We start from the raw sequence: 22,288 nt of genomic DNA, 5'->3' as shown, positions 1-22,288 counted from the left end.
CTTCATTGCAACAGTCCGGGTTCGGGTATCAGCGGCAGCAGCGCGGCAAGTGTCTCCACCATCGGCGCATCCGCATGTTCCGCCAATGCGTCAATCGCCGCCTGTGACGGCGGCGCGCCGTTCATCAGCGCGTCGGCCACGCCTGCTGCATCCTTTGCAATCCTGACAAGGCCGCGCGTTTCAAGGTCAGCCATCATGGGGGCAAAGTTGAACACGTGCGGACCGGTAACAACCGGCTTGGCAAATCTGACCGGCTCCAGTGGGTTGTGTCCGCCAACCCCCTCGGCGTGTCCCCCTCCCAGATAGACAGCATCTGCCAGGCGAAGCCACAGACCCATTTCGCCCATCGTATCCGCCAGCAGCACGCGGGTGCGCGTATTGGCCACCTGTCCCTTGGACCGGCGCGCATGCGGCAAGCCGCGCGCCTTGATCACGGCTTCCACGTCATCACCGCGCTCGGGGTGGCGCGGCGCAATGATGATCGCTGTATCCGGCATGTCAGACACGGCATCAAGAAACAGTTCCTCTTCGCCAGCATGTGTCGATGCGGCCACGAGGCAGCGGCGCCCGCCGATGAATCCGTCCTGGATCCGCTTGATTTCAAGGTCGCTCGCCTCGGGGCCAGGCAGGGCAGATTTCAGGTTTCCGGCTGACCGCACATTGCGTCCCAGCAAGCTTCCCAGCCGCTGGGCCGTGTCCGTGTCTGCCGACAGTACAACATCAAATCGGCCCACAAGTTTCTGGAACAGCTTCCTGGCCTTGCGCCAGCCGTCTGCCGAGCCCTGAGTCATCCGTGCGTTCACCAGCGCACGTTTCGCCCCGCTGCGTTCCGCTTCGAAAATCAGGTTCGGCCAGATCTCGCCTTCGCCGAATACACACAGGTCAGGCTGCCAATGCCTGATGAAGCGCCTTGCAATAGCAGGCGTATCCAATGGTGCCATCAGGTGGATCGCCGCGTCCGGCAGGGCAGGGCCCAGCAGGCGCGCCGATGTCAGCGTCTGGCTGGTGAAGAGCAGCATCAGGTCGGGCCGTTCCTCCACCAGCCGGTGGCCGAGCTCAAGCAGCAGGCGGCTTTCCCCCACACTTGCACCATGCAGCCAGACCAGCCGTCCGGGACGACGATTTGGCATGTAGCGCGCCAGCCGCTCGTTCAGCCGGCCAAAGTCTTCCTTGCCGGCCCGTCCGCGGCGCCGCAACAATCCCGGCAACAACGGTGATGCGATCCGTCCGGCAATACGATAGAGATGAAAGGCTGGCGTCATTCTCTCGTCGGCTCCACCTCAGTGTGTGATGTCTCATATCCCGCAAGGCTTTCAGAACGCCGTGTGGCTGTATCAAGACGCCGCTGCAATTCCGCGCGCAACATTTCCGGGTCGGCATCACGCGGTGCCTGCAGCAATTCACCGAACACGATGGCGCCTTTTGTAAAAGGAAAGGGGATGAAGAACCCATCCCAGCTGTTCAGCCTTTTGGCAGGCCGGGTAGTTACGGCATAGGGCAGGATGGGCGCGCCTGCCCGCTGCGCGATCAGGATAGCTCCCAGGCCGGCCTGCTCGCGCGGCCCGCGGGGGCCGTCGGGTGTGATGCAGAGCGCGCCGCCGGATTTGAGCAGCTTGACCGCATCAATGATGGCGCGTGCGCCGCCCTTGTCCTTCCTGACCTTCTTCTTGTTGCCAGCAGAGCCGCGAATCGTTCCGACGCCAAAGTGGCGCATCGCGCGTGCGACCGGTTCGCCATCGCCCGACATGGAGATCAGCATGGATACATCTGCCGTCCGCCCGGGCCAGAAACGGATCAGCCGTGTCCAGCCCGACGGGATAAGCATGATCCGGGAATGCCATATGGCGATGATGATACCTGGTGAAGAGACCCATGATGCCCTGGCCTCTGTTGCGCCCTCGACAGTCCAGCGCACAGTGCGGCCAATCATGGCCATCCAGGACCATATAAGGAAACCCAGCAGGATAGTGACAGGCTTGGAGCGGAACAGGGACTTCATCGCGTCGCTTATACTTCGCTTTGCGCCTTGCGCCACGACTGCTGGCAATGACAACTGATTTGTTTAGGATGGTGGGCGATGCAAGGTTCGAACTTGCGACCCCTGCCGTGTGAAGGCAGTGCTCTACCACTGAGCTAATCGCCCCGTTTCCGGGAAAGCGCGTCCGTAATCCGATGGCCCGTTTACGTCAAGCCGGGAAGACCATCGCGGGGCCGCGGGGCCTTTTGGCGGACAATTTGTTTATGCAAAAATGCAAAGCAGTATCCCGTCGCCAAGCTATTTTGTATGCATTAGCCGTGTTGCCTTATTTTCGCTTCCATACGATCATGTTTCCTTCAAGGGGCTAGAACACGGCAATGGTTGCTTGTTGTGCAAAGGATTGCACGATTTGCGGGCTGGATCAGGTCTACGGAAAAGCTGGATGAACAACTGTTCATAATGAACGGTTGTTCATGTTGTATTGTTACGCGATTTTCATTCGAATTCGCCCTTGAGAAACATGCCAAACATAGTCATCTTCATGTCATAAACGATGAACTGAAGAGCAGTTCGCGGTGTTGATTTTAAGAAGGACAGGCCTTGGCGAAGTAATTCGCCAATATAGACAAGAAGCCTGGAGAGAGAGACAATGAAAGACTGGTGTGACGAAGACGGCGCAAAGCGCCTCTGTGAGAAGATCAATGCGTACTGGGCCGAGCGTGGCTATGAAGTTGATGTCGACCTGATCGACGCAGGCTTCGTCCCCGCAATGCGCAGTGCCCGCACGGATGTTCGCAGCAATATGGTAAACGGAATGCCTCGCCGCCGTGCGGCAGGTGAAGCTGGTGCAGCACGCCCCAGCTATCGTCCGCGCGCCGAGGCGTCAGCTTAGCTGACAAATCCAAGTAAAACCGAAACCAGTTCTGAATAGTTGCTGACAACTGCGTCGGCACCGATTTCTTCTTGAGTTTCGGTCTCGTATCCAAACGGAACGAAAATGAAGGGCAGCCCGGCATTCCGGGCTGCCCTTTCGTCCGTGCGGCTGTCGCCCACCATGATGGCGCGCGACCGGTCGCCGCCTGCGCGGTCCACCGTGAGCAGGATGTGGTCCCCATGCGGCTTGCGGTCGGGCACACTGTCTGCACCGACAATCGCCGCGAACCGGTCTGTCAGTTCAAGCGCCGCCAGCAGCCGGTCGGTCGAACTCTGTCGCTTGTTCGTGCACACGGCCAGCGTCGCACCCGCCGCCGCCAGCGCGTCCAGGGCCGGGACCATATTCTGGAAAGGGCGCGATCCCAGCGCGATATTGGCCTCATAATAGGCCAGGAACTGATTGAACAGGCCGTCCATCCGGTGGCTTTCGGGCTCCACGCCCTGCGCGGCCATGCCCTTGATGATCATCGCCTTGGCCCCGTGGCCGATCATTGTAGCAATCGTCCCAAGCCCGACAGGCTGTAATCCTGCCTCGACCAGAACATGGTTCAGCGCCCCCAACAGGTCCGGCGCCGTATCCACGAGCGTCCCGTCGAGATCGAAAACAATCGTCCAGCCGTCAAACACGCCATTCATCCCTCTATGAATTCCTTTCTCGCCACTCGCCTTGAATCGGCCTTTGGTCTAGGCGAAAGGTCTGGGGAAAGCGAGAGGGCCCGCCCGTGACAAACATCGCCAGAGACCGCGCTGCCATTATCCTTGCCGCTGGCAAGGGCACGCGCATGAAGTCCGACCTGCCAAAGGTCATGCATGCTGTGGGCGGCCGCCCGATGATCGACTGGTCGATCAACCTCGCGCATGAGGTCGGTTGCGCGCGTATTGTCGTCATCGCCCATCCATCGCAAACCGTCCTTATCGACCATGTTACCGCCAGTCTGGGCCGCGATGCGATTGCCTTTCAGGATCCGCCCCAGGGCACGGGTCACGCTGTCCGATGTGCGCAAGCCGCGCTCGACGGGTTTGATGGCGACCTTGTCGTCCTTTATGGCGACAGTCCCCTTGTGCCGGCCAGCGCCATTGAAGACCTCTTTGCCGCGCTCGAAACCGGCGCTGCGCTTGGCGTTCTGGGTTTCGAGGCGGCTGAACCCGGTCTCTATGGGCGTCTGATTCTCGCGCACGATGGCGACCTTGATGCCATCATCGAAGCGCGCGAAGCTACTCCTGAACAGCTTGCCGTTCACCTTTGCAATTCAGGCGTCATGGCGGGCCGCGCCGAAACCATGTTCCGGCTTCTTGGAAACGTGACCAACCAGAACGCCAAAGGGGAGTATTACCTGACAGACCTGGTCGGGTTCGCGCGCGCCGAGGGCGCCATCTGCAAGGCCGTGCGCTGCGCCGAAACAGACCTGATCGGTTGCGACAGCAAGTCAGACCTTGCCGAGGCTGAAGCCATTTTCCAGTCACGCCGACGCGCCGATGCCATGGCATCGGGCGTCACGCTGGTTGCGCCGGAAACTGTGTACTTCTGTCACGACACCGTTCTGGAGGCCGATGTGCTGGTGGAGCCCAACGTCGTCTTCGGCCCGGGCGTTCAGGTCAAAACGGGCGCGCGCATCCGGGCGTTCAGCCACCTTGAGGGCGCCATTGTCGCCGCGGGATGCGAGATTGGCCCTTATGCAAGGCTCCGCCCCGGCACGGTTCTCGAAGCGGGTGTTCATGTCGGCAACTTCGTCGAAACCAAGAATACGCATATGGGCGAAGGGGCCAAGGCAAACCATCTGGCCTATCTTGGGGATGGCCGCATTGGAGCGCAGGCGAATATCGGTGCCGGAACCATTTTCTGCAATTATGATGGCTTCATGAAACACATGACAAATGTGGGGGAACAGGCCTTCATCGGCTCTAATTCCGCGCTCGTCGCACCGGTCGATATCGGCAAGGGCGCGATTGTCGGATCCGGCAGTGTCATCACCAAAAATGTCGAAGCCGATGCGCTCGCCGTCGCGCGCGGACACCTCGTCCAGCGCGAGGGCTGGGCGATCAGTTTCCGAACCCGTAAGAGCGCCGAAAAGGCCGCAGCTGGCAAGAAGGACTAGGCCACGATGGCAAACGAGCATGAGAAGGAAAACGCGGCGCAGGCGGCGATGGAGTATGTCGAAGATGGCATGACCATTGGTCTCGGCACCGGTTCAACGGCGAAATACTTTGTCGAGATGCTGGCAGACGAGGTTGCGGATGGCTTGCTCGTTCGCTGCATCGAGACAAGCGAGCAGACGCGGGCCCTCGCGACCAGCCTCGGCGTACCGCTGGTTCCGTTCGAGCAGGTCGACCGTATCCACCTGACCGTGGACGGCGCCGACGAGGTCGACAGCAATGGCTATCTCATCAAGGGCGGCGGAGCAGCGCTCCTGCGCGAGAAAATCATTGCCAGCGCCAGCGATCACATGGTGGTGATCGCCGACCCTTCGAAACAGGTCGAGCGACTTGGCGCTTTTCCCTTGCCGGTCGAAGTCACGCCGTTCGGATACACGATCACCGCCAAGAAGGTTTATGACGTCCTGTGCGCTGCGGGTATCGACCGCCCAAGGGTCGAATTGCGCAAGCAGGCGGGCAGTTTGGATCTCCTGGTCACCGATGGCGGCAACCACATTCTCGACTGCCATTGCGGCCGGATTCCGGACGCCGAAGCGCTGGCTGCGCGCCTCTCCAATGTGCCCGGCGTAGTCGAGCATGGCCTGTTCATCAATATCGCGCGCACCGTGATCATCGGTAACGAAAACGGCGCAACCGTGTTTGAATTCTAGGCTGCGCCTCTTACATCTGCAGAAGAATCAACGGATTGCCCGCAGCCGCGCCACAAGGTGCGTCGAACCATACGGGCCGCACACAAGGACTGCCCGATGGCCGACACGACCTACGACTTTGATCTATTTGTCATCGGAGGCGGTTCCGGCGGCGTGCGCGCCGCGCGCCTGGCTGCGCTCTCAGGGGCCAAAGTCGCAGTGGCGGAGGAATACCGGATGGGTGGCACGTGCGTCATCCGTGGCTGCGTGCCGAAGAAGTTCATGGTCTATGCCAGCGGCTACGGAAAGCACATCAAGCATGCCGAGGGGTATGGCTGGAGCGTCGGCCAAGTGTCCTACGACCACGAGGTCTTCGCGACAGCGATGCATGCCGAAGTCGACCGCTTGTCCGGCATCTATCACCGAAACCTTGTGAATGCGGGCGTTGAAGTCATCGAAGAGCGCGCGGAATTTATCGATGCCAACACGCTGCGCCTGAAGGCCAGCGGAACGACGGTGACGGCCCGCAAGATCCTGATTGCCGTTGGTGGCCGTCCGTGGATGCCTCCGGCTGAGGAGCTGCCGGGCGTCGAGCACGCCATCACCTCGAACGAGATCTTCCATCTCGAAACCCTGCCCAAACACCTCGTCATCGCGGGCGGCGGCTATATCGCCGTAGAGTTCGCTCACGTCTTCGCCGGGCTGGGCGTGAAGACATGCCTCGTCTATCGCGGCGATACAGTGCTGCGCGGGTTTGATGAAGACGTTCGCATGGCAGTGCATGAAGGTCTGAAAGAGGCTGGCGTGCGCGTCATTACGCAGACAGTGTTCGAGAAAATCGAAAAGACTGACGGCGAGCTTCCGCTTCATATCCAGCTCAAGAATGGTCACCACCTGGAGGCGGACGTCATCATGATGGCCGTTGGACGATACCCGAATACGGACGGGCTCGGCTGTGAAGCGGCCGGTATAGCGCTTGACGATAATGGCGCTGTCATTGTGGATGAATGGTCGAAGACGAATGTCCCGAGCGTCTGGGCTGTCGGCGACGTGACCGATCGTGTCGCGCTGACACCTGTCGCCATTCGGGAAGGCCACGCCTTCGCCGAGACCGAATTCTACGACAAGCCCTGGCACTTCGACCATTCAGATATCCCGACGGCCGTATTCACGCAGCCCGAAGTCGGAACCGTGGGAATGTCAGAGGCCGATGCGCGAAAAAAGTACGGGAATGTCGACATCTACAAGACCCGGTTCCGGCCGATGAAAAACATGCTCAATGGTGACACCAGCCGCGTGCTCATGAAACTGGTCGTCAAACCGGACGACGAGCGCGTCCTTGGCGTCCATATCGTCGGCGATGATGCGGCCGAAATGATCCAGGCCATCGGCATCGCGATCAAGATGGGCGTCACCAAGCCTGACTTCGACCGGACATGCGCCCTTCATCCGAGCGTCGCCGAGGAGCTGGTCACAATGCGCCAGAAATGGGTGCCCGAAGTGACCGCCTGACTTCGCCCACTTAACTCTCAAGCAGGGCCTGCAACTCCATGCCCACGGTCTTCAGGCTCTCGCGGACTGATTTCAATCCGCCGCCCCTGCCGGAGTGGATCAGCAGTTGCCGCCAGGGTGGCTGGCCGTCCTTCGGCGCCTTCACCACAAGGTGGCCAGAGCGGGGCAGGGCTGACTTCAGCAGTGCCCTGGACAGCGGGAAACCGGCTTTCGCATCGAATGCCCCATTGCGCGCATCGGCTTCGAACGTCGATTGCTCGCTGCGCCCGACTGCATTGAACAAGACGGAAAGCGCCGGCCGACGGCTCTCTTCAACCTGTTCGGAAATCACCTGGTTCAGCAGGCGCACGCCGCGAAGCGAATAGACATCAGCGTGCATGGGCGCCAGCACCCGGTCAGCGACTTCCAGGGCGCAACGCGTCAGGAAAGTTGCATTCGGATTGGTGTCGAAGACGATCAGGTCATACTCGCTGCGATAGTTGTCGACCATGCGAAGGAACTGGGACTTCACCTTCAAGAGCGCCTCGGAATCATTCGCGAACGCGTATTTCGAAATCTCGAACTGACCGGAAATAAGGTCCAGCCTGCCACCGGGGCTGCCTTCGCCCATCAGGTCGTGGACGAGATCCTTGCGCGGCGCAGCCGCGAACGGTTCGGTCGACAATGTCAGCCAGCTCTCGCCCGGGCTGACGGCGTCCTTTGAATGCAGGCGCGACCGTTCGAACAGGGAAATCACGGACCGGTCCGCCGCCGCGCTCGCATCGGCATATTCCATGTCAAAGAATGTCTGCGTCAGATTGTATTGCGGATCTAGATCGACGAGCAGCACGCGTCCGCCCAGCGCCCCCTGCCACGCGCCGAATACCTGGCTCGTCACCGTGGTCTTGCCGACGCCGCCCTTCAGGTTCATTACCGCCAGAACGGGGCATTTGCGCTTGTAGGCCTTCTGCACCTCATTCACGAGTTGCACGGTCCCGTCGGCCAGCGTGGAAGACAGTTTCAGGTGCGGCAGGACTTCGTGCTTGAAAAAGCCGTTCAGGCGCGCCTTGTCGATCTGATAGGGAATGAGCCGCACATTGCGCGCCTTGGCGCGTTCCACATCCTGGCGAACGGACTTCGACCTGACGGCGCTGGCCGAGACCAGAACGATCATCGCGAAGGCGTCATCGATGGCCTGGTCGGCTTTCGGGCGGTCCTGGCTCTCGTTTGGCGCGTACCAATCAGGAATCGCGGCCATGCGCAGCGCTTCGTGAATTTCGAGCAGCGCGTCCAGATCCTGGGATGAATGGCTAATGTAGACATGCGACATGCGGTTTGAACGGTCCTTCAGGTGGCGGCTGTGATCCCGTTTCTAAAGGGCTTAGCGCTGATTCCGCCACCTTTGTGCTGTGAAATTGTGGTGAAACTTGAGCAAGGGACGTCCATGTGATTTATGCAGCATTCCAACGGAGCAATGGAACATGACCTGGACACCTTCAGATTGGCGGAAATTGCCTGCCAAGCACATCCCGTCGGACTATCCCGACGCTGCAGCCCTTACTGCAGTTGAGACGCGCCTGAAAGGCTATCCACCGCTCGTATTTGCCGGCGAAGCGCGGCGCCTGAAAAAGCGCCTCGCAGAGGTTGCTGCGGGCGAGGCATTCCTGCTTCAGGGCGGCGATTGCGCCGAGAGCTTCAAGGAGTTCCACCCGGACAATATCCGCGACACGTTCCGCGTCATCCTGCAGATGGCGGTCGTGCTGACCTTCGCGGCGGCCAAACCGGTCGTCAAAGTGGGCCGCATAGCGGGCCAGTTCGCCAAGCCGCGCTCGGAACCCATCGAAACCATTGATGGGGTCACGCTGCCATCCTACCGGGGCGACAACATCAACGGCATGGATTTCACCGCCGAAGCGCGCATCCCCGATCCGGAGCGGCTGATGCAGGCCTATTCGCAATCGGCCGCCACGCTGAACCTGCTGCGGGCCTTCAGCCAGGGCGGGTATGCTGACCTGTCCAACGTCCACCGCTGGATGCTCGGCTTCGTCGATCGCAGCCCCCAGGGCGAGCGGTATGAAGCCCTGGCCGACCAGATCACCAAATCAATGGACTTCATGGCGGCGTGCGGTGTGACGTCGAACAGCGTGCCGCAAATGGCGCAGGTCGAATTCTACACCAGCCACGAAGCGCTGCTTCTCGGCTACGAAGAAGCGATGACCCGTATCGATTCCACGTCCGGAGACTGGTACGACACGTCTGCCCATATGCTCTGGATTGGCCACCGCACGCGTCAGGTCGATCACGCCCATGTCAATTTCTGCAAGGGCGTCAAAAACCCGATCGGCATCAAGTGCGGTCCTGGCATGGAAACCGATGAGCTGTTGCGCCTCATTGATGCGCTCAACCCGACGGACGAGGCGGGTCGCATTACCCTGATCTCGCGCTTCGGCTCCGAAGGCGTTGAAAAGGGTCTCCCGCCGCTGGCACGCGCCATCAAGAAGAGTGGCCGCACGGTCGTCTGGTCGTGTGATCCGATGCATGGCAACACGCTGAAAACAGAGAGCGGTTTCAAGACGCGTCCTGTTGACCGTATCCTGTCGGAAGTGCGCCAGTTTATCGATGTCCTGTCGACGGAAGGCTGCTATCCCGGCGGCGTTCATTTCGAGATGACCGGCCAGAATGTTACCGAATGCATCGGTGGTGCTCAGGCAATCTCGGAAGGGGACCTGTCGTCTCGATACCACACTCACTGTGATCCTCGCCTGAATGGCGAACAGGCGCTTGAACTCGCGTTCATGATCGCCGAAAAGCTGCAGGGAGTAAGCCGGGGGGAGACGAATGTTTCCCTGAAGGCCGGATAATCAGGGACGAAACAACCAATGGCTCGCGCAGGCTGGCCCGCCTGGGCGCGGGCCTCCGACATTTCGGATTTGCTTCGGCTGTCCGTACCGATTGCGATTTCGCGCATGTCGATGATGCTGATGGGCATCACCGATGCGATTGTGCTTGGCCAGTATGCGCCCGGAGAGTTGCCCTTCATCCTGAATTCCTGGCTGCCGATGGGTGTCTCCCTCGGCTTTGGCATGGGGCTGCTGCTCGGCACGCAGGTGCTGACATCCGAATTGCTGGGCATAGGACACAAGGCTGAGACGGGCAGGATATTCCGGCGGGGATTGTGGGTAGCGCTCGGGCTCGGTGTCGTCTTGACCGCATTGGTCTTTTACGGTGCAGAACCGCTGTTTCACTGGATATTCGTGACCATCGCGCCCGTGTCTGACGCCGCTGACAAGCTGGCGCCTGAATTCATCGCGACAGAAACCGCCAAGGTGACGCGCATCCTCTCCAGCGGCCTGCTGGCCTTCATGGTGTCGCAGGTGTGCAGCTTCTATCTCGAAGCCCTGCGCCGGCCGCTGCTCGTTACGGTGGTGATGTATGTCGGCGTGGTGATCAACCTCGTGCTGGACCTGGCTTTTGTCGGCGGCTGGTGGGGCGTCACCCCGATGGGGGCTGAAGGCGTCGCCTGGGCGACGACAGGCTCACGCTGGCTGCTGACAATCGCAATGTTTATCCTCGTCGTCGTGATGACGCCAGCATTCCGCAAGTCGGTCGCGGGGCCGCTGGGCGAGGCGCGCCGCCAGTTCAATGTCGGCATCGGCACCGCCATAAGCAATGTTGCTGAATGGGGCGGCTTCAACATGACCTATATCATCGCGACATGGATCAGCCTCGCGGCCAACTCGATCTATGGCTATGCGATCCAGATCGTCGGTCTCTGCTTCATGTTCTATCTGGGCATTGGGTCGGCCACGAGCGTGCGGGTGGCAGAGGCGTTCGGACGTGGCAATGCTGACCAGATCCGCAATGCCAGCCGCCTTGGCGTCGCGGCGACGATCATTATGGGCATCATCCTCGGGATTATTCTCGTGCTTTTCCACGGGCCGATTTCACGCATCCTGGTGCGGCCGGACGCTGTGCTGAACGGCATTGTCCTGGCACCGGCTATCGCAAGCCTCCTCTTTCTCGCAGCGGCGGCTTCAATATTCGACGGGCTTCAGGCAACGGCGTCCATGGCGCTGCGGGCGCAGGAAATCGTCTGGTCGCCCGGCATCATCCATATTGGCTCATTTTTCATCGTGATGATCCCGGCCTGCTACATGCTCGGACTTGTGGCAGGCAGGGGGGCGCAGGGCATGATGGAAGGTGCGTTCATCGGCATGGCGGTTGCCGGCGTCAGTCAGACATTGCTTCTGGAATTTAAAACGGCGCGCCTGCAAAGCAAACGCGCCGCCTGAATGTCGAGGCTGGCCTCCGTAAAGGAGGCCGAAGCCCTAGAGGTCTTTCAGAGCCGTGGCTGGTTTGAAAGCCAGGGACGTCTTTTCCGGGATCTTGATCTTGTCACCAGTTGCCGGGTTACGGCCTTCACGCGCGTTGCGGGTCTTCGCCGCAAACGTACCAAAGCCGGCGATTGCAACTTGCTGACGCGACTTCGCTGCAGCAGCGATTGTGTCGAAAACAGCGTCAACAGCCTTGCCAGCTTCGCTTTGCGAGAGGCCGGATTCGGCAGCAACTGCCTTTGTAAGTTCACCCTTGTTCATAGGGGTTCTCCTCTAAGTTAAACGGCGATCCCCCGCCGTTGCGTCGACATGCCCACGATTCGTTTTATGTGAATACGCCGAAACGCCAGTAAACACGGGCTATATGCCTAGAATCCAGCCCTCTTCGGCCTGAATCTGCTCAATTTTTCCCGCGTCAAGCGATTTGCCTGTGGAAAACGCACCTCCAAGTAGACCTTTTTCGTCAAGTTGCGAATAATGACGGGCGATCTCGCGAACCTGCGCCTCGTCGAGAGTCTCGCCTTTTTCGGCTTTTACCTTGACCTGCGAAGGATAAATCTCCGCCATGACGACCTCGATACCCTCGAGGTCTTGCGCGGTCATTTCACCCGCTCCGGTTTCAAAAGGCCAGATCCGCGCGTTCGTCCAGGTCGCTCTCAACGCGTGAACATGTGGAATGCCTGTCAGCGACTGGCTGCCGACGCTTCCGGTATAGGCAAGTTGCCAGACAGACTTGGGCTGGCCCAGCTTGTTGTCGCGAAGATAGGATTCGACAATGCGGAATTCGGGCAAAGGCTGTGCTGCATAGTCCGGCTTCGTCGATGACAGTGTCGAAACAACGTCACGCGCCGGAGCGCCCCAGAACGGGTAGGGGCCTTTCGAAATCGCGTAATTCATCCCGGCGGCGATGGCGTAGCGCGCGTTCGAATTGTCCGGCTTGTCCTTCAGCTTTTTCGCGAGGTGCGCGTGCATTGCGGCCCAGGCTGGCTGCGACGCCACATCGAGTCCAAGTGCCTCAGCCGTGCCGGCCGGATAGCCGAGCGAAAAGTCAAAGCCCAGCAGGACACGGTCGCCGCGCCGCGTCAGCTTGGCCACCATGTCCTCCAGGAATTCGCGCGCCTTCAGGCGTGTGTCGATATTGACCGCCTTGAACTGCAGCTTCAGCCGGGCATCCTTTGCCAGGATACCGATCCAGATTGAATTCGCACCGAGCGTCGGCTTCGTCGCCGCGCTCCAGTCGACCATGATATAGGCATCGAACAGCCGTGCCATTTTTTGCGTCTCCGTGGCCGCACCGCGGCCCGTTGGACGCGATGCGGCGTATTTGAGTTAGGTAAGTTTGACCAACATCTTGCCGGTGTTGGCGCCTGTGAAGAGGCCCATAAAGGCTTCGGGCGCCTTGTCGATCCCTTCCATCACAGTTTGCTCGAACTTCATCTTTCCGGCCGGTATCCACTTCGCCATGTCCGCAAAGAATGCCGGCTGCATGTCGGCATGCGTCGACACGATGAAGCCCTGCAGTTTGAGTTGCTTGCCAACCGCCTGGATCAGGTTGTGCGGTCCCACGGGCGTGCCGGTTTCGTTATACTGCGCGATCATTCCGCACAGCGCCATGCGTGCCATCGGACGTGCCGCTTCGATTGCCGCGGTCAGGTGATCGCCGCCGACATTGTCGAAATACACGTCAATCCCCTTGGGCGATGCCTCCTTGAGCGCCTTTACAAGGCCTTCGAAACCATCGGCCTTCTTGTAGTCAATGACATGATCGGCCCCGATCGATTTCACGAAGGCGCACTTGTCGGGTCCGCCGGCAGAGCCGATCACGGTGCAACCCTTATTCTTGGCGATCTGGACCACGGTCGAGCCGACGGCGCCCGCCGCGCCGGAGACGAAAACCACATCGCCTTCCTTCAGCTCTGCGACGCGCAGAAGGCCAGCATAGGCCGTCAGGCCGGGCATACCGGCAACGCCGAGGAAGGCGCTTTCGGGCAGGCCCACGTCCGGCAGTTTCTGCACCATGGCCGCTTCGGGCTTCGCCACCCAGGCCGTGCGCCAGCCAAGCATGGAGGAGACCAGGTCGCCGGCCTTGTAGTCGGGGTGCGCAGACGCGGTCACACGACCGACAGCGCCGCCCTGCATGGTTTCGCCGATCTGGAAGGGCGGCACATAGCTCTCGCGGTCATACATGCGGCCACGCATGTAGGGGTCAACCGACATCCATTCATTCTGGACCTGGATTTCGCCATCCTTCGGTTCGGCAATCTCGACGGTCTTTTTCGCGAAGTTGGCAGGCTTGGGCATGCCTTCGGGGCGAGATGCGAGGGCCCATTCCGTTGAATTCAGTTTAGCCATTGTGATTTCCTCCTGTTTCGTTGCCGCTTAAGTGGCGCGTGACACAGCGGCTGTGAAGGGGGGCGCGCCGATTATCTTCGGTCACGCCTGTTGTGGCATGTGGCAATCTATGCTGCCCGCAGCCCTTGCAGCAGGACGCGATGCGGTGTCATGTCCCCTGGAACGAGGGCCTGATAGATGAGCAAATTGAAAGTGGGCGTCGCGGGCGCGGGCGTGTTCGGAAATTACCACGCGCAAAAGGCTGCGGCGTCGGCGCGGACCGATTTCATGGGTGTGTACGATATCGACAAGGCGCGGGCCGAACGCGTGGCAAGCACTTTCGGTGCGCCCGGCATGTCGGACTATCGCGCCTTTCTCGAGATGTGCGATGCCATCGTGATTGCCGTTCCGGCGACCTTCCACGAACCGCTGGCGCGCGAAGCCATTGAGGCGCATTGTCATGTGCTGGTCGAGAAGCCGCTGGCGCTATCAGGCAAATCTGCCCGCAGCCTTGCAGACGAAGCGGCCGCCCGTGGCCGAATCCTCCAGGTTGGCCATCAGGAGCGCTTTGTGGCGCGCGCTATGGGCGTCCTCTCGATTGAGGAAACACCCTTGCTGATCGAATCGGTTCGCGCCGGGCCGCCTGCACCGGAAAACCGGGCGGGTGATGTCTCGGTGATCTGGGATCTCATGATCCACGATCTCGACCTGGCGGCTATGATGCTTGGTACGGAATTCACCGGCGTCATGGCTACGGGCAAACGGGTGCATTCACCACATCTTGACGAGGCCAGCGCCCAGTTTACCTATGCGAGTGGCGGTGTGGCGCGGCTGCGTGCCAGCCGGGCTGCTGAAGAGCGCGAACGCACCATGCGGGTGGTCTACCCGTCAGGCGAAATCGCGATCGACTTTCTTACGCGCAAGCTCGACAATTCGACACCCTATGAAGTGCGCGTGGATATTGCGGCTGACCTGCCAGACCCGCTCGGCGCGGCTGATGAGGGTTTCTACGCGGCCTGTCTCGGTCTGGCTCGCAGTCCGGTGCCAGCCCACGGGGCCGTCGCGGCGGTCGCAATGGCAGAGGCCGCCGAAGCCGCTGCACTGGCCAAGCTGGACGCCTGACCTAGCTGCGTTGCGATTGCTTGGGATCGTTCTTCGGAGCGGGTGCCAGGCGCATGACTTCCGTCTGGAAGCGCTCGTCATCTCCCGCCGCGAGAAAAGGCAGGGCGCCCGTAACCGCCTTCAGCAGCGGCTCGAACCAGTCCTGGTCCGCCTTGGAAAAGTCCGACAGGACATAAGGCATGACCTGCGACTTGTCGCCAGGATGGCCGACACCAACGCGCACGCGCCGGACATTCTCGCCCAGATGCGCAATCATCGACCGGATGCCATTATTGCCAGAATGGCCGCCGCCCTGTTTCATGCGCACGCGGCCGGGTGCCAGGTCGATCTCGTCGTGAAACACGACCACGTCCTCGGCAGGCAGTTTGTAAAAGCTCGCTGCCTTGGACAGGGCCCGGCCTGATTCATTGTAAAAGGTTTCGGGCTTCACCAGTAGCGTCTTGATCCGGCCGGCGGAGGTTTCAATCGTGCCTTCGGAAATCTGGCTCTCGAATTTGGAGCGCCACGGCTGGAAACCGAATTCTGTATGAATCCGGTCCAGAATCATGAACCCGGCATTGTGGCGATTGCCCTCATATTTTGCGCCTGGATTACCTTGTCCCGCGAGGATCAGCATGGGGCAGTCTCCCTCGTGCGACCGGGCAGGGGATGGCCGCGTGCCTGGCCCGAACAGGCCAAGCACGCTGCGCCAGACCGAACGGATCAGTCTTCACCGCCTTCTTCAGCTGCCTCTTCGCCTTCGGCTTCAGCAGCATCTTCGTCTCCGGTTTCTTCCGTGTCGGCAACAGCCACACGGCCGGCAATCGTTGCGATCGTGAAGTCGCGATCATTGATCGTGGGTTCAGCGTCCGATGGCAGCTTGATGTCGGAAATCTTGATATTGTCGCCCACTTCGAGCGCCGAAACGTCGGCTTCGAGGTATTCCGGGATATGGCCGGCTGGCACAAGCAGCTCCACCGTGTGGCGCACGACGTTGAGCGTGCCGCCCTTTTTCAGGCCTGGCGAGACGTCTTCGCCCTTGAAGTGCACAGGCACTTCGACCTTGATCTTCTGGTTGGCGGTGACGCGGAACAGGTCGACGTGGACCGGGCGGTCGGTGATCGGGTGCATCTGGATCGCCTGCGGGATCACGAGCTGCTTCTCACCCTTGTGGACCAGCGTCGCTGTCGAAGACAGGAAGTGGCCGGTTTCAATGGCTTTCAGCACTTCTGCGAGGCGCAGGTTGATGGCAACCGGCTTGTCGTCGCCGCCATACAGGACGCCGGGTACGAAGCCATTGTTGCGTGCTTCACGTGCGCCGCCGGTGCCGGTGCGCTCACGCACTTCGACATTGAATGAAATCTGTTTCTTGGACATGTGTTTTCCTTTCGCCCTGAAGTCCGCCGCCGGACGCCCGGACGGTGACAGCCTGACACGTACGGCCTTGCGCCGTCGTTTCCAGTCGGCGCCTATAGGCGATCAGGCATCAGCTGGCAAGCAGGGCCGGCAGCCTTCGCAAGTCCTGTTTGCCTATCGCGCGGTTCTGCGGGATGACTGGGAAAACAAAAACGACGGGGAGCGTGCGCGACAATGACGGAAAAGACGGTTGGAATTGACGCAAAGGCCTATTGGAAGGCGGTTATACGCCTGACAATCAGCTTGCTGGTCATCTGGTTTGCGGTGTCGTTCGGCGCGGGCATACTGCTGCGGGACTGGCTGGACCAGTTTCACATCGGGGGGGCGCCTCTCGGTTTCTGGTTTGCCCAGCAGGGGTCCATCTACGTCTTTGTCGGCCTGATCTTCTATTATTGCGTCGCTATGCGGCGTCTCGAACGCAAATTCGGCGTGAAGGGCTAGGAGCGGACCATGGACTGGACACTTGCATGGGTCTTCGCGACCTTCGCGCTCTATATCGGCATCGCAGTCTGGGCCCGCGCCGGCTCGACCAATGATTTCTATGTTGCGGGGCACGGCGTCCATCCGGTCGTCAATGGCATGGCCACGGCAGCGGACTGGATGTCAGCGGCCTCCTTCCTGTCCATGGCGGGCCTGATTGCCGGGCTTGGCTATGGCGGATCTGTCTATTTGATGGGCTGGACCGGCGGCTATGTGCTTCTCGCGCTCCTGCTCGCACCCTTCCTGCGCGAGTTCGGCAAATTCACGGTGCCGGATTTTGTCGGTGACCGTTACTACAGTGACGCCGCCCGCGTCGTCGCCGTGATCTGCGCCCTGTTCGTGTCGTTCACCTACATTGCAGGCCAGATGTCCGGTGTCGGCCTTGCCTTCTCGCGCTTCCTGGGCGTCGATTTCAATACGGGCATTTTCGTCGGCATGGGCATTGTGTTCGTCTATGCCGTTCTGGGCGGCATGAAGGGCGTCACCTATACGCAGGTAGCTCAGTATTGCGTGCTGATCTTCGCCTATACCGTGCCCGCCATCTTCATCTCGCTGATGCTGACAGGCAATCCCGTGCCCCAGCTCGGTTTCATCTCCGACATCAAGGGTGAAGGCGTCTCGATGCTTCAGAAGCTGAACGAGACGGTCACCGGTCTCGGCTTTGCGGAATATACCAGCACCAACAAGACCATGTTCGATATCTTCTGCATCACGGCGGCCTTGATGTTTGGCACGGCGGGACTGCCGCATGTCATCGTGCGCTTTTTTACCGTGCCGCGCGCGGCCGATGCCCGCCTCTCGGCTGGCTGGGCGCTCGTCTTCATCGCGCTGCTCTACACGGTTGCCCCAGCCGTCGGGTCTTTCGCGCGCCTCAACGTCATCAGTTCGGTCAATGAGACGACCTATGTGCCCGCTGCCGCTTATGACGACGAAGCGGCGGCGATCACCGAGCGCGGCGACACGCCCAGCCCGGCCTGGTTTGCAAACTGGGAAAAGACCGGTCTTGTCGGCTTTGACGACATCAATGGCGACGGCCGCATGCAGATACGTGGCCCGGCCGCGCCGGATGGTCTCGCAAATGAAGTGACCATCAACAATGACATCTATGTTCTGGCGAACCCGGAAATCGCACGGCTGCCGGACTGGGTGATCGGCCTCGTTGTCGCGGGCGGCCTCGCGGCGGCCCTGTCCACGGCGGCAGGCCTGCTAATGGTCATCTCGTCCGCGATCAGCCATGACCTTTGCCGGCGCACCTTCTTCAAGGGCATGTCTGATACGACAGAGCTGCGCATCGCCCGGGTTGCGGCGGCGGGGGCGGTTGTCGCCGCCGGCTTCATGGGCATCTATTCGGCCAAGCTCGCCTTTGTGGCGCAGGTCGTCGCCTTCGCGTTCGGCCTTGCGGCGGCCTCGCTATTTCCGGTCATATTCCTCGGCATCTTCTGGAAACGCATGAACCGTGAAGGCGCCATCGCCGCGATGCTGACGGGCCTCGTGCCGACCTTCGCCTATATCTGGCACTTCAAGCTTGGCGCCGGGAAGGCATCGACCGCGTCGGACTGGTTCCTTGGCGTATCGCCGGAAGGCATCGGATTTGTCTTCATGTTCGTGGCCCTCGTCATCGGCATCATCGTCTCGCTGATGACCAAGGCGCCGCCACAGGACATTCAGGATCTGGTCGAGGATATACGGGTGCCAGGCACGCGATCGCCGCATGGCGTGGCGGACGCGGGCATGCTGCCTGTTGATTGAGGTCTTGATGGTTATCCGAGCCCGAATTTGCCCCATCGGACTGTCTCGTTTCTGATACAGTCCAATGGGTCAGGTTTGTGCCGAACCGCTGCACTTTCTTTAATCCGGCCGGTAATTGGCTAGAAAACTTCTCAAGTTGCGGACTTCCCTATAAGCAACAGTCAGAAACGATCCAAAGGAGAGGCCCGACATGAGCGACGCCACCAAGACATATCCCGTTCCAGCCGATTTTGCGGCGAAGGCAAACCTGACGCCTGAAAAGTACCGGGAAATGTATGCGGCCTCGATTGCCGACCCAGATGCCTTCTGGGGCGAACATGGCAAGCGCCTCGACTGGATGACGCCTTATTCCGTTGTGAAGGATGTGTCGTGGGAAACCGGCGACCTGCATGTGAAATGGTATTCGGACGGCGTGCTGAACGTGTCGGCCAATTGTATCGACCGCCATCTTGCGACGCGCGGCGACAAGGCGGCCTTTATCTGGGAAGGCGATGACCCGAACGATTCCTTCACGGTAACCTACAAGCAGCTCCATGTTGCCGTCAGCAAGTTTGCGAACGTCCTGAAGGAACTTGGCGTCAAGAAGGGTGATCGCGTCACGATCTACATGCCCATGATCCTGGAGGCGACCTATGCCATGCTCGCGTGTGCCCGCATCGGCGCGGTACATTCGATCGTGTTTGGCGGGTTCTCGCCCGAGGCGCTTGCGGGTCGCATCGTCGATTGTGAATCCGAAGTGCTGATTACCGCTGATGAGGGCGTGCGCGGCGGGCGCAAGGTGCCGCTGAAAGTGAATGCCGATGCGGCCGCGAAGATCGCTAATGGCATGGTCAAGAAGATGCTGGTCGTCCGCCGGACAGGCTCTGAAGTCAGCATGACCGAGGGCCGGGACCATTGGCTCCACGAGATCGGCGCCAGCGTGTCGGCAGATTGCCCGCCTGAACCGATGAATGCCGAAGACCCGCTCTTCATCCTCTATACGTCCGGGTCCACCGGCAAGCCGAAGGGCGTGCTGCACACGACCGGCGGCTATCTCGTCTGGGCGTCCATGACGCATGAATACGTTTTCGACCTGAAGGAAGACGATGTCTTCTGGTGTTCGGCGGATGTCGGTTGGGTGACCGGCCACACCTACATCGTGTATGGCCCGCTTGCGAACGGGGCCACGAGTGTCGTGTTCGAGGGCATCCCGACCTATCCTGATGCCAGCCGCTTCTGGCAGGCCTGCGACGAGCACAAGGTCACCATATTCTACACCGCGCCCACGGCCATCCGCGCCCTGATGCGCGAGGGCGAAGGCCCGGTGAACAAGACGTCCCGCAAATCCATCCGCCTCCTCGGTACCGTCGGAGAGCCGATCAACCCCGAAGCCTGGGAATGGTATTATCACACTGTCGGCGAGGGGCGTTGCCCGATCATCGACACATGGTGGCAGACCGAAACCGGCGGCACGATGATTGTGCCGCTTCCTGGCACAACCGACATGAAACCCGGCGCTGGCAGCCACCCCTTCTTTGGCGTGAAGCCGGCGCTGGTCGATGCGGAAGGCCAGATCCTTGAAGGCGCGGCCGACGGCAACCTGCTGATCACCGATAGCTGGCCGGGCCAGATGCGCACCGTCTATGGCGACCATCAGCGTTTCGTGGACACCTATTTCACTGCCTATCCGGGCAATTACTTCACCGGCGACGGATGCCGCCGCGACGAGGAGGGCTTCTATTGGATCACCGGCCGCGTGGATGATGTGATCAACGTATCAGGCCACCGCATGGGAACGGCCGAAGTTGAAAGCGCGCTGGTCAGCCACGATGCCGTCGCAGAGGCCGCCGTCGTCGGCTATCCCCACGATATCAAGGGGCAGGGCATCTATGCCTATGTCACGCTCCGCCAGGGCGTTGAGGTGGACGACGCGCTGCGCAAGAATCTTGTCCAGCATGTGCGCAATGAGATCGGACCGATTGCCTCGCCAGACCTGATCCAGTTCTCTCCCGGCCTGCCCAAGACGCGCTCCGGCAAGATCATGCGCCGCATCCTGCGCAAGATCGCCGAGAACGAGTTTTCCAATCTGGGAGACACGAGCACGCTGGCAGAACCGGAAGTCGTGCACGACCTGATCGAAAACCGCCAGAACCGCTAGATCGCGGGCAGGTCCACGATGAACCGGGCACCGCCCTCTTCGCGGTTTTCGGCAAACACAATGCCGCGATGCGTGGCAATGATCTGTTTCACGATGGAGAGGCCCAGGCCGGAATTGTTGCCAAAGGCCGTACCCTTCGGGCGGTCAGTATAGAAGCGGTTGAAAATCTCTTCCAGCTTGTCGGTCGGGATGCCGGGACCGGAATCCTCAACGCGCAGCCGGGCCACTGTCTGCGGACCGCTATTGGTCTGCTCCAGCGTCACATGCACACTGCTGCCCGGCGGCGAGAAGGAGCGGGCATTGTCGACAAGGTTGCGGATCACCTGCCCAAGCGGGCCTTCACGCGCGCGCACCAGCAGCCGGGCGCCCATCGTCGCGTCTTCGAACACGACCGTGACCGCCTCTTCGCCGTTACTCATCGATTCATAGGTGCGCACCACGTCGCGCGCAAAACGTGCAATATCGATTTGCTCGCTTGGAACACGGGTCATCTCAGCTTCGATCCGCGAGGCGTTCGAAATATCCGTGATGAGACGATCGAGCCGCTTCACATCGGATGCGATGACGGCCCGCAGGCGTTCGCTGGCAACCGGGTCATCCTGAACACGTTCAGCCGTTTCAATGGCCGAGCGGATCGATGTCAGCGGGTTCTTCAGTTCGTGCGCGACATCCGCTGCAAACTGTTCGTTCGCCTCGATCCGCTCCAGCAGCGCCTCGGTCATGCCCTGCATGGAGGAGGCTAGATTGCCGATCTCGTCCTTGCGGCGGGTGAGCGCCGGAATGTCGATCCTGTCGGAGGCCCCGGAACGGATGCGGTCCGCCGCCAGCGACAGCCGCCGCATTGGGCGGGCAATGCCCAGCGTCAGCAGGAATGACGTGATAAACGCCACCATCACGGCCACGCCGATGAAGGGCACGAGCGCGGCGCGTTCCGACTGGATGATTTCGTCAATGTCGCTGGCCTCCAGCGTCAGCACGCCGACGACGGCAGAGACCCGCTGTATAGGCATCGATACGGAGATAATGCGCTGGCCGCGATCAGAGAAACGCTGGCTGGCGGCAATATCACCCAGAACGGCGCTGTCGAACTCCTCATCGAAGCTTTGTGTACGTACTGCTTCGGAGCTGCGCCGGGGCATGATGGGTCCGAACACGCGGCCAGCCCATTCCGAAAGGGCCGCCCCGGTGCGAGCGATGCGGCTCGGTTCTTTCAGGGGAGGCAGGGCGTCAATATCGACCCGTTCCGACAGGTAGAAGCTGTCGCCAATCAGTTCACCGTCCGGAGAATAGATGCGCGCGCGAACGCGCTCTGGCAGGTTCAGGCGAACAATGGTCTGCCGCGCCGCATCGACATCCAGGCTCGGCTCAGGCGTCGTGGCATCTTCGCCCAGCAAGCTGGTGAAAATCTGCGCCTGCGCGACCAGGTCCTGCTTTTTCGACACGACGAAACCGGCGCGCATTTCGTTCAGAACCATCGCGCCGATAATCAGGATGGCGAGACCGGCGAGGTTGGACGCAAAGATCAGCCGGGCAATGCGCGAACCCAGAAACATGG

At 60.6% G+C, this 22,288-nt stretch carries 20 protein-coding genes and 1 tRNA gene; 10 read left to right on the top strand and 11 right to left on the bottom strand.

Annotation, left to right across the window (positions count from 1 at the left end; translation table 11 throughout):
* Positions 1-2 precede the first annotated feature (2 nt).
* The 3 genes from ACQ66M_RS01270 to ACQ66M_RS01260 form a co-directional block, all read right to left on the bottom strand.
* Positions 3-1,262 carry a 3-deoxy-D-manno-octulosonic acid transferase gene (locus tag ACQ66M_RS01270; RefSeq protein ID WP_430401448.1) on the bottom strand — a complete coding sequence of 420 codons (1,260 nt, stop codon included), beginning with the start codon at positions 1,260-1,262 and terminating at the stop codon, positions 3-5.
* On the bottom strand, positions 1,259-2,053 hold the full coding sequence (locus tag ACQ66M_RS01265; RefSeq protein ID WP_430401447.1) for a lysophospholipid acyltransferase family protein: 795 nt from the start codon (positions 2,051-2,053) through the stop codon (positions 1,259-1,261). The genes ACQ66M_RS01270 and ACQ66M_RS01265 overlap by 4 nt, the downstream gene beginning before the upstream one ends.
* 15 nt (positions 2,054-2,068) lie before the next feature.
* A tRNA-Val gene (locus ACQ66M_RS01260) sits at positions 2,069-2,143 on the bottom strand.
* Between the two features lie 484 nt (positions 2,144-2,627).
* Here ACQ66M_RS01260 and ACQ66M_RS01255 point away from each other — a divergent pair.
* Positions 2,628-2,870: a hypothetical protein gene (locus tag ACQ66M_RS01255; RefSeq protein ID WP_350174851.1), complete on the top strand. Its 243-nt coding sequence runs from the start codon at positions 2,628-2,630 to the stop codon at positions 2,868-2,870.
* Here the strand turns inward: ACQ66M_RS01255 and gph are convergent.
* On the bottom strand, positions 2,867-3,547 hold the full coding sequence (gph, locus tag ACQ66M_RS01250; protein ID WP_350174849.1) for a phosphoglycolate phosphatase: 681 nt from the start codon (positions 3,545-3,547) through the stop codon (positions 2,867-2,869). The genes ACQ66M_RS01255 and gph overlap by 4 nt on opposite strands.
* An 86-nt stretch (positions 3,548-3,633) precedes the next feature.
* Here gph and glmU point away from each other — a divergent pair, with 86 nt between their 5' ends.
* The 3 genes from glmU to gor all read left to right on the top strand — a co-directional run bounded on the left by glmU (position 3,634) and on the right by gor (position 7,206).
* Positions 3,634-5,007 carry a bifunctional UDP-N-acetylglucosamine diphosphorylase/glucosamine-1-phosphate N-acetyltransferase GlmU gene (gene glmU, locus ACQ66M_RS01245; RefSeq protein ID WP_350174847.1) on the top strand — a complete coding sequence of 458 codons (1,374 nt, stop codon included), beginning with the start codon at positions 3,634-3,636 and terminating at the stop codon, positions 5,005-5,007.
* A 6-nt stretch (positions 5,008-5,013) separates the two neighbouring features.
* Complete coding sequence (gene rpiA / locus ACQ66M_RS01240; protein WP_350174845.1) at positions 5,014-5,715, top strand: ribose-5-phosphate isomerase RpiA; 702 nt, start codon at positions 5,014-5,016, stop codon at positions 5,713-5,715.
* Positions 5,716-5,811: 96 nt separating this feature from the next.
* Positions 5,812-7,206, top strand: a complete 1,395-nt coding sequence (gor, locus tag ACQ66M_RS01235) for a glutathione-disulfide reductase (RefSeq protein WP_350174843.1) — start codon at positions 5,812-5,814, stop codon at positions 7,204-7,206.
* Between the two features lie 10 nt (positions 7,207-7,216).
* Here the strand turns inward: gor and ACQ66M_RS01230 are convergent, their stop codons facing one another.
* On the bottom strand, positions 7,217-8,515 hold the full coding sequence (locus ACQ66M_RS01230) for an AAA family ATPase (protein ID WP_350174841.1): 1,299 nt from the start codon (positions 8,513-8,515) through the stop codon (positions 7,217-7,219).
* 151 nt (positions 8,516-8,666) lie between these two features.
* On the opposite strand from ACQ66M_RS01230, the gene ACQ66M_RS01225 reads away from it, so the two are divergent.
* Both ACQ66M_RS01225 and ACQ66M_RS01220 read left to right on the top strand, forming a co-directional pair.
* Positions 8,667-10,046, top strand: coding sequence for a class II 3-deoxy-7-phosphoheptulonate synthase (locus ACQ66M_RS01225; RefSeq protein ID WP_350174839.1), 1,380 nt, complete (start codon positions 8,667-8,669; stop codon positions 10,044-10,046).
* Between the two features lie 18 nt (positions 10,047-10,064).
* Complete coding sequence (locus ACQ66M_RS01220; protein WP_350174837.1) at positions 10,065-11,477, top strand: MATE family efflux transporter; 1,413 nt, start codon at positions 10,065-10,067, stop codon at positions 11,475-11,477.
* A 36-nt stretch (positions 11,478-11,513) separates the two neighbouring features.
* On the opposite strand, the gene ACQ66M_RS01215 is transcribed toward ACQ66M_RS01220, so the two are convergent.
* The 3 genes from ACQ66M_RS01215 to ACQ66M_RS01205 form a co-directional block, all read right to left on the bottom strand.
* Positions 11,514-11,780 carry an HU family DNA-binding protein gene (locus ACQ66M_RS01215; protein WP_034738305.1) on the bottom strand — a complete coding sequence of 89 codons (267 nt, stop codon included), beginning with the start codon at positions 11,778-11,780 and terminating at the stop codon, positions 11,514-11,516.
* 99 nt (positions 11,781-11,879) lie between these two features.
* A complete protein-coding gene (locus tag ACQ66M_RS01210) occupies positions 11,880-12,791 on the bottom strand; it encodes a hypothetical protein (RefSeq protein ID WP_350174835.1) in 912 nt (303 codons plus the stop codon).
* Between the two features lie 57 nt (positions 12,792-12,848).
* Complete coding sequence (locus ACQ66M_RS01205) at positions 12,849-13,871, bottom strand: NADP-dependent oxidoreductase (RefSeq protein ID WP_350174833.1); 1,023 nt, start codon at positions 13,869-13,871, stop codon at positions 12,849-12,851.
* A 177-nt stretch (positions 13,872-14,048) separates the two neighbouring features.
* Between ACQ66M_RS01205 and ACQ66M_RS01200 the strand changes: the two genes are divergently transcribed.
* A complete protein-coding gene (locus ACQ66M_RS01200) occupies positions 14,049-14,972 on the top strand; it encodes a Gfo/Idh/MocA family protein (RefSeq protein WP_350174831.1) in 924 nt (307 codons plus the stop codon).
* A gap of 1 nt (position 14,973) precedes the next feature.
* On the opposite strand, the gene pth is transcribed toward ACQ66M_RS01200, so the two are convergent.
* Together pth and ACQ66M_RS01190 are read right to left on the bottom strand one after the other, a co-directional pair.
* A complete protein-coding gene (pth, locus tag ACQ66M_RS01195) occupies positions 14,974-15,588 on the bottom strand; it encodes an aminoacyl-tRNA hydrolase (RefSeq protein ID WP_430401446.1) in 615 nt (204 codons plus the stop codon).
* An 86-nt stretch (positions 15,589-15,674) separates the two neighbouring features.
* The gene (locus ACQ66M_RS01190; protein WP_350174827.1) at positions 15,675-16,328 is read right to left on the bottom strand and encodes a 50S ribosomal protein L25/general stress protein Ctc; all 654 of its coding nucleotides are present in this window, start codon (positions 16,326-16,328) and stop codon (positions 15,675-15,677) included.
* 213 nt (positions 16,329-16,541) lie between these two features.
* On the opposite strand from ACQ66M_RS01190, the gene ACQ66M_RS01185 reads away from it, so the two are divergent.
* From ACQ66M_RS01185 to acs, 3 genes are all read left to right on the top strand, one after another.
* Positions 16,542-16,808 carry a DUF4212 domain-containing protein gene (locus ACQ66M_RS01185; protein WP_430401445.1) on the top strand — a complete coding sequence of 89 codons (267 nt, stop codon included), beginning with the start codon at positions 16,542-16,544 and terminating at the stop codon, positions 16,806-16,808.
* Between the two features lie 9 nt (positions 16,809-16,817).
* On the top strand, positions 16,818-18,596 hold the full coding sequence (locus tag ACQ66M_RS01180; protein WP_350174823.1) for a sodium:solute symporter family protein: 1,779 nt from the start codon (positions 16,818-16,820) through the stop codon (positions 18,594-18,596).
* 190 nt (positions 18,597-18,786) lie between these two features.
* A complete protein-coding gene (gene acs / locus ACQ66M_RS01175; protein WP_430401444.1) occupies positions 18,787-20,733 on the top strand; it encodes an acetate--CoA ligase in 1,947 nt (648 codons plus the stop codon).
* Here acs and ACQ66M_RS01170 read toward each other — a convergent pair.
* Positions 20,730-22,286: a stimulus-sensing domain-containing protein gene (locus tag ACQ66M_RS01170; protein ID WP_430401443.1), complete on the bottom strand. Its 1,557-nt coding sequence runs from the start codon at positions 22,284-22,286 to the stop codon at positions 20,730-20,732. The genes acs and ACQ66M_RS01170 overlap by 4 nt on opposite strands.
* Positions 22,287-22,288: the final 2 nt, after the last annotated feature.

The organism is Hyphomonas sp. (assembly GCF_965284475.1).
GTDB lineage: Bacteria > Pseudomonadota > Alphaproteobacteria > Caulobacterales > Hyphomonadaceae > Hyphomonas.
Note: the sequence above shows the minus strand (reverse complement) of the source record. Positions and strands in the feature narration are given on the sequence as shown.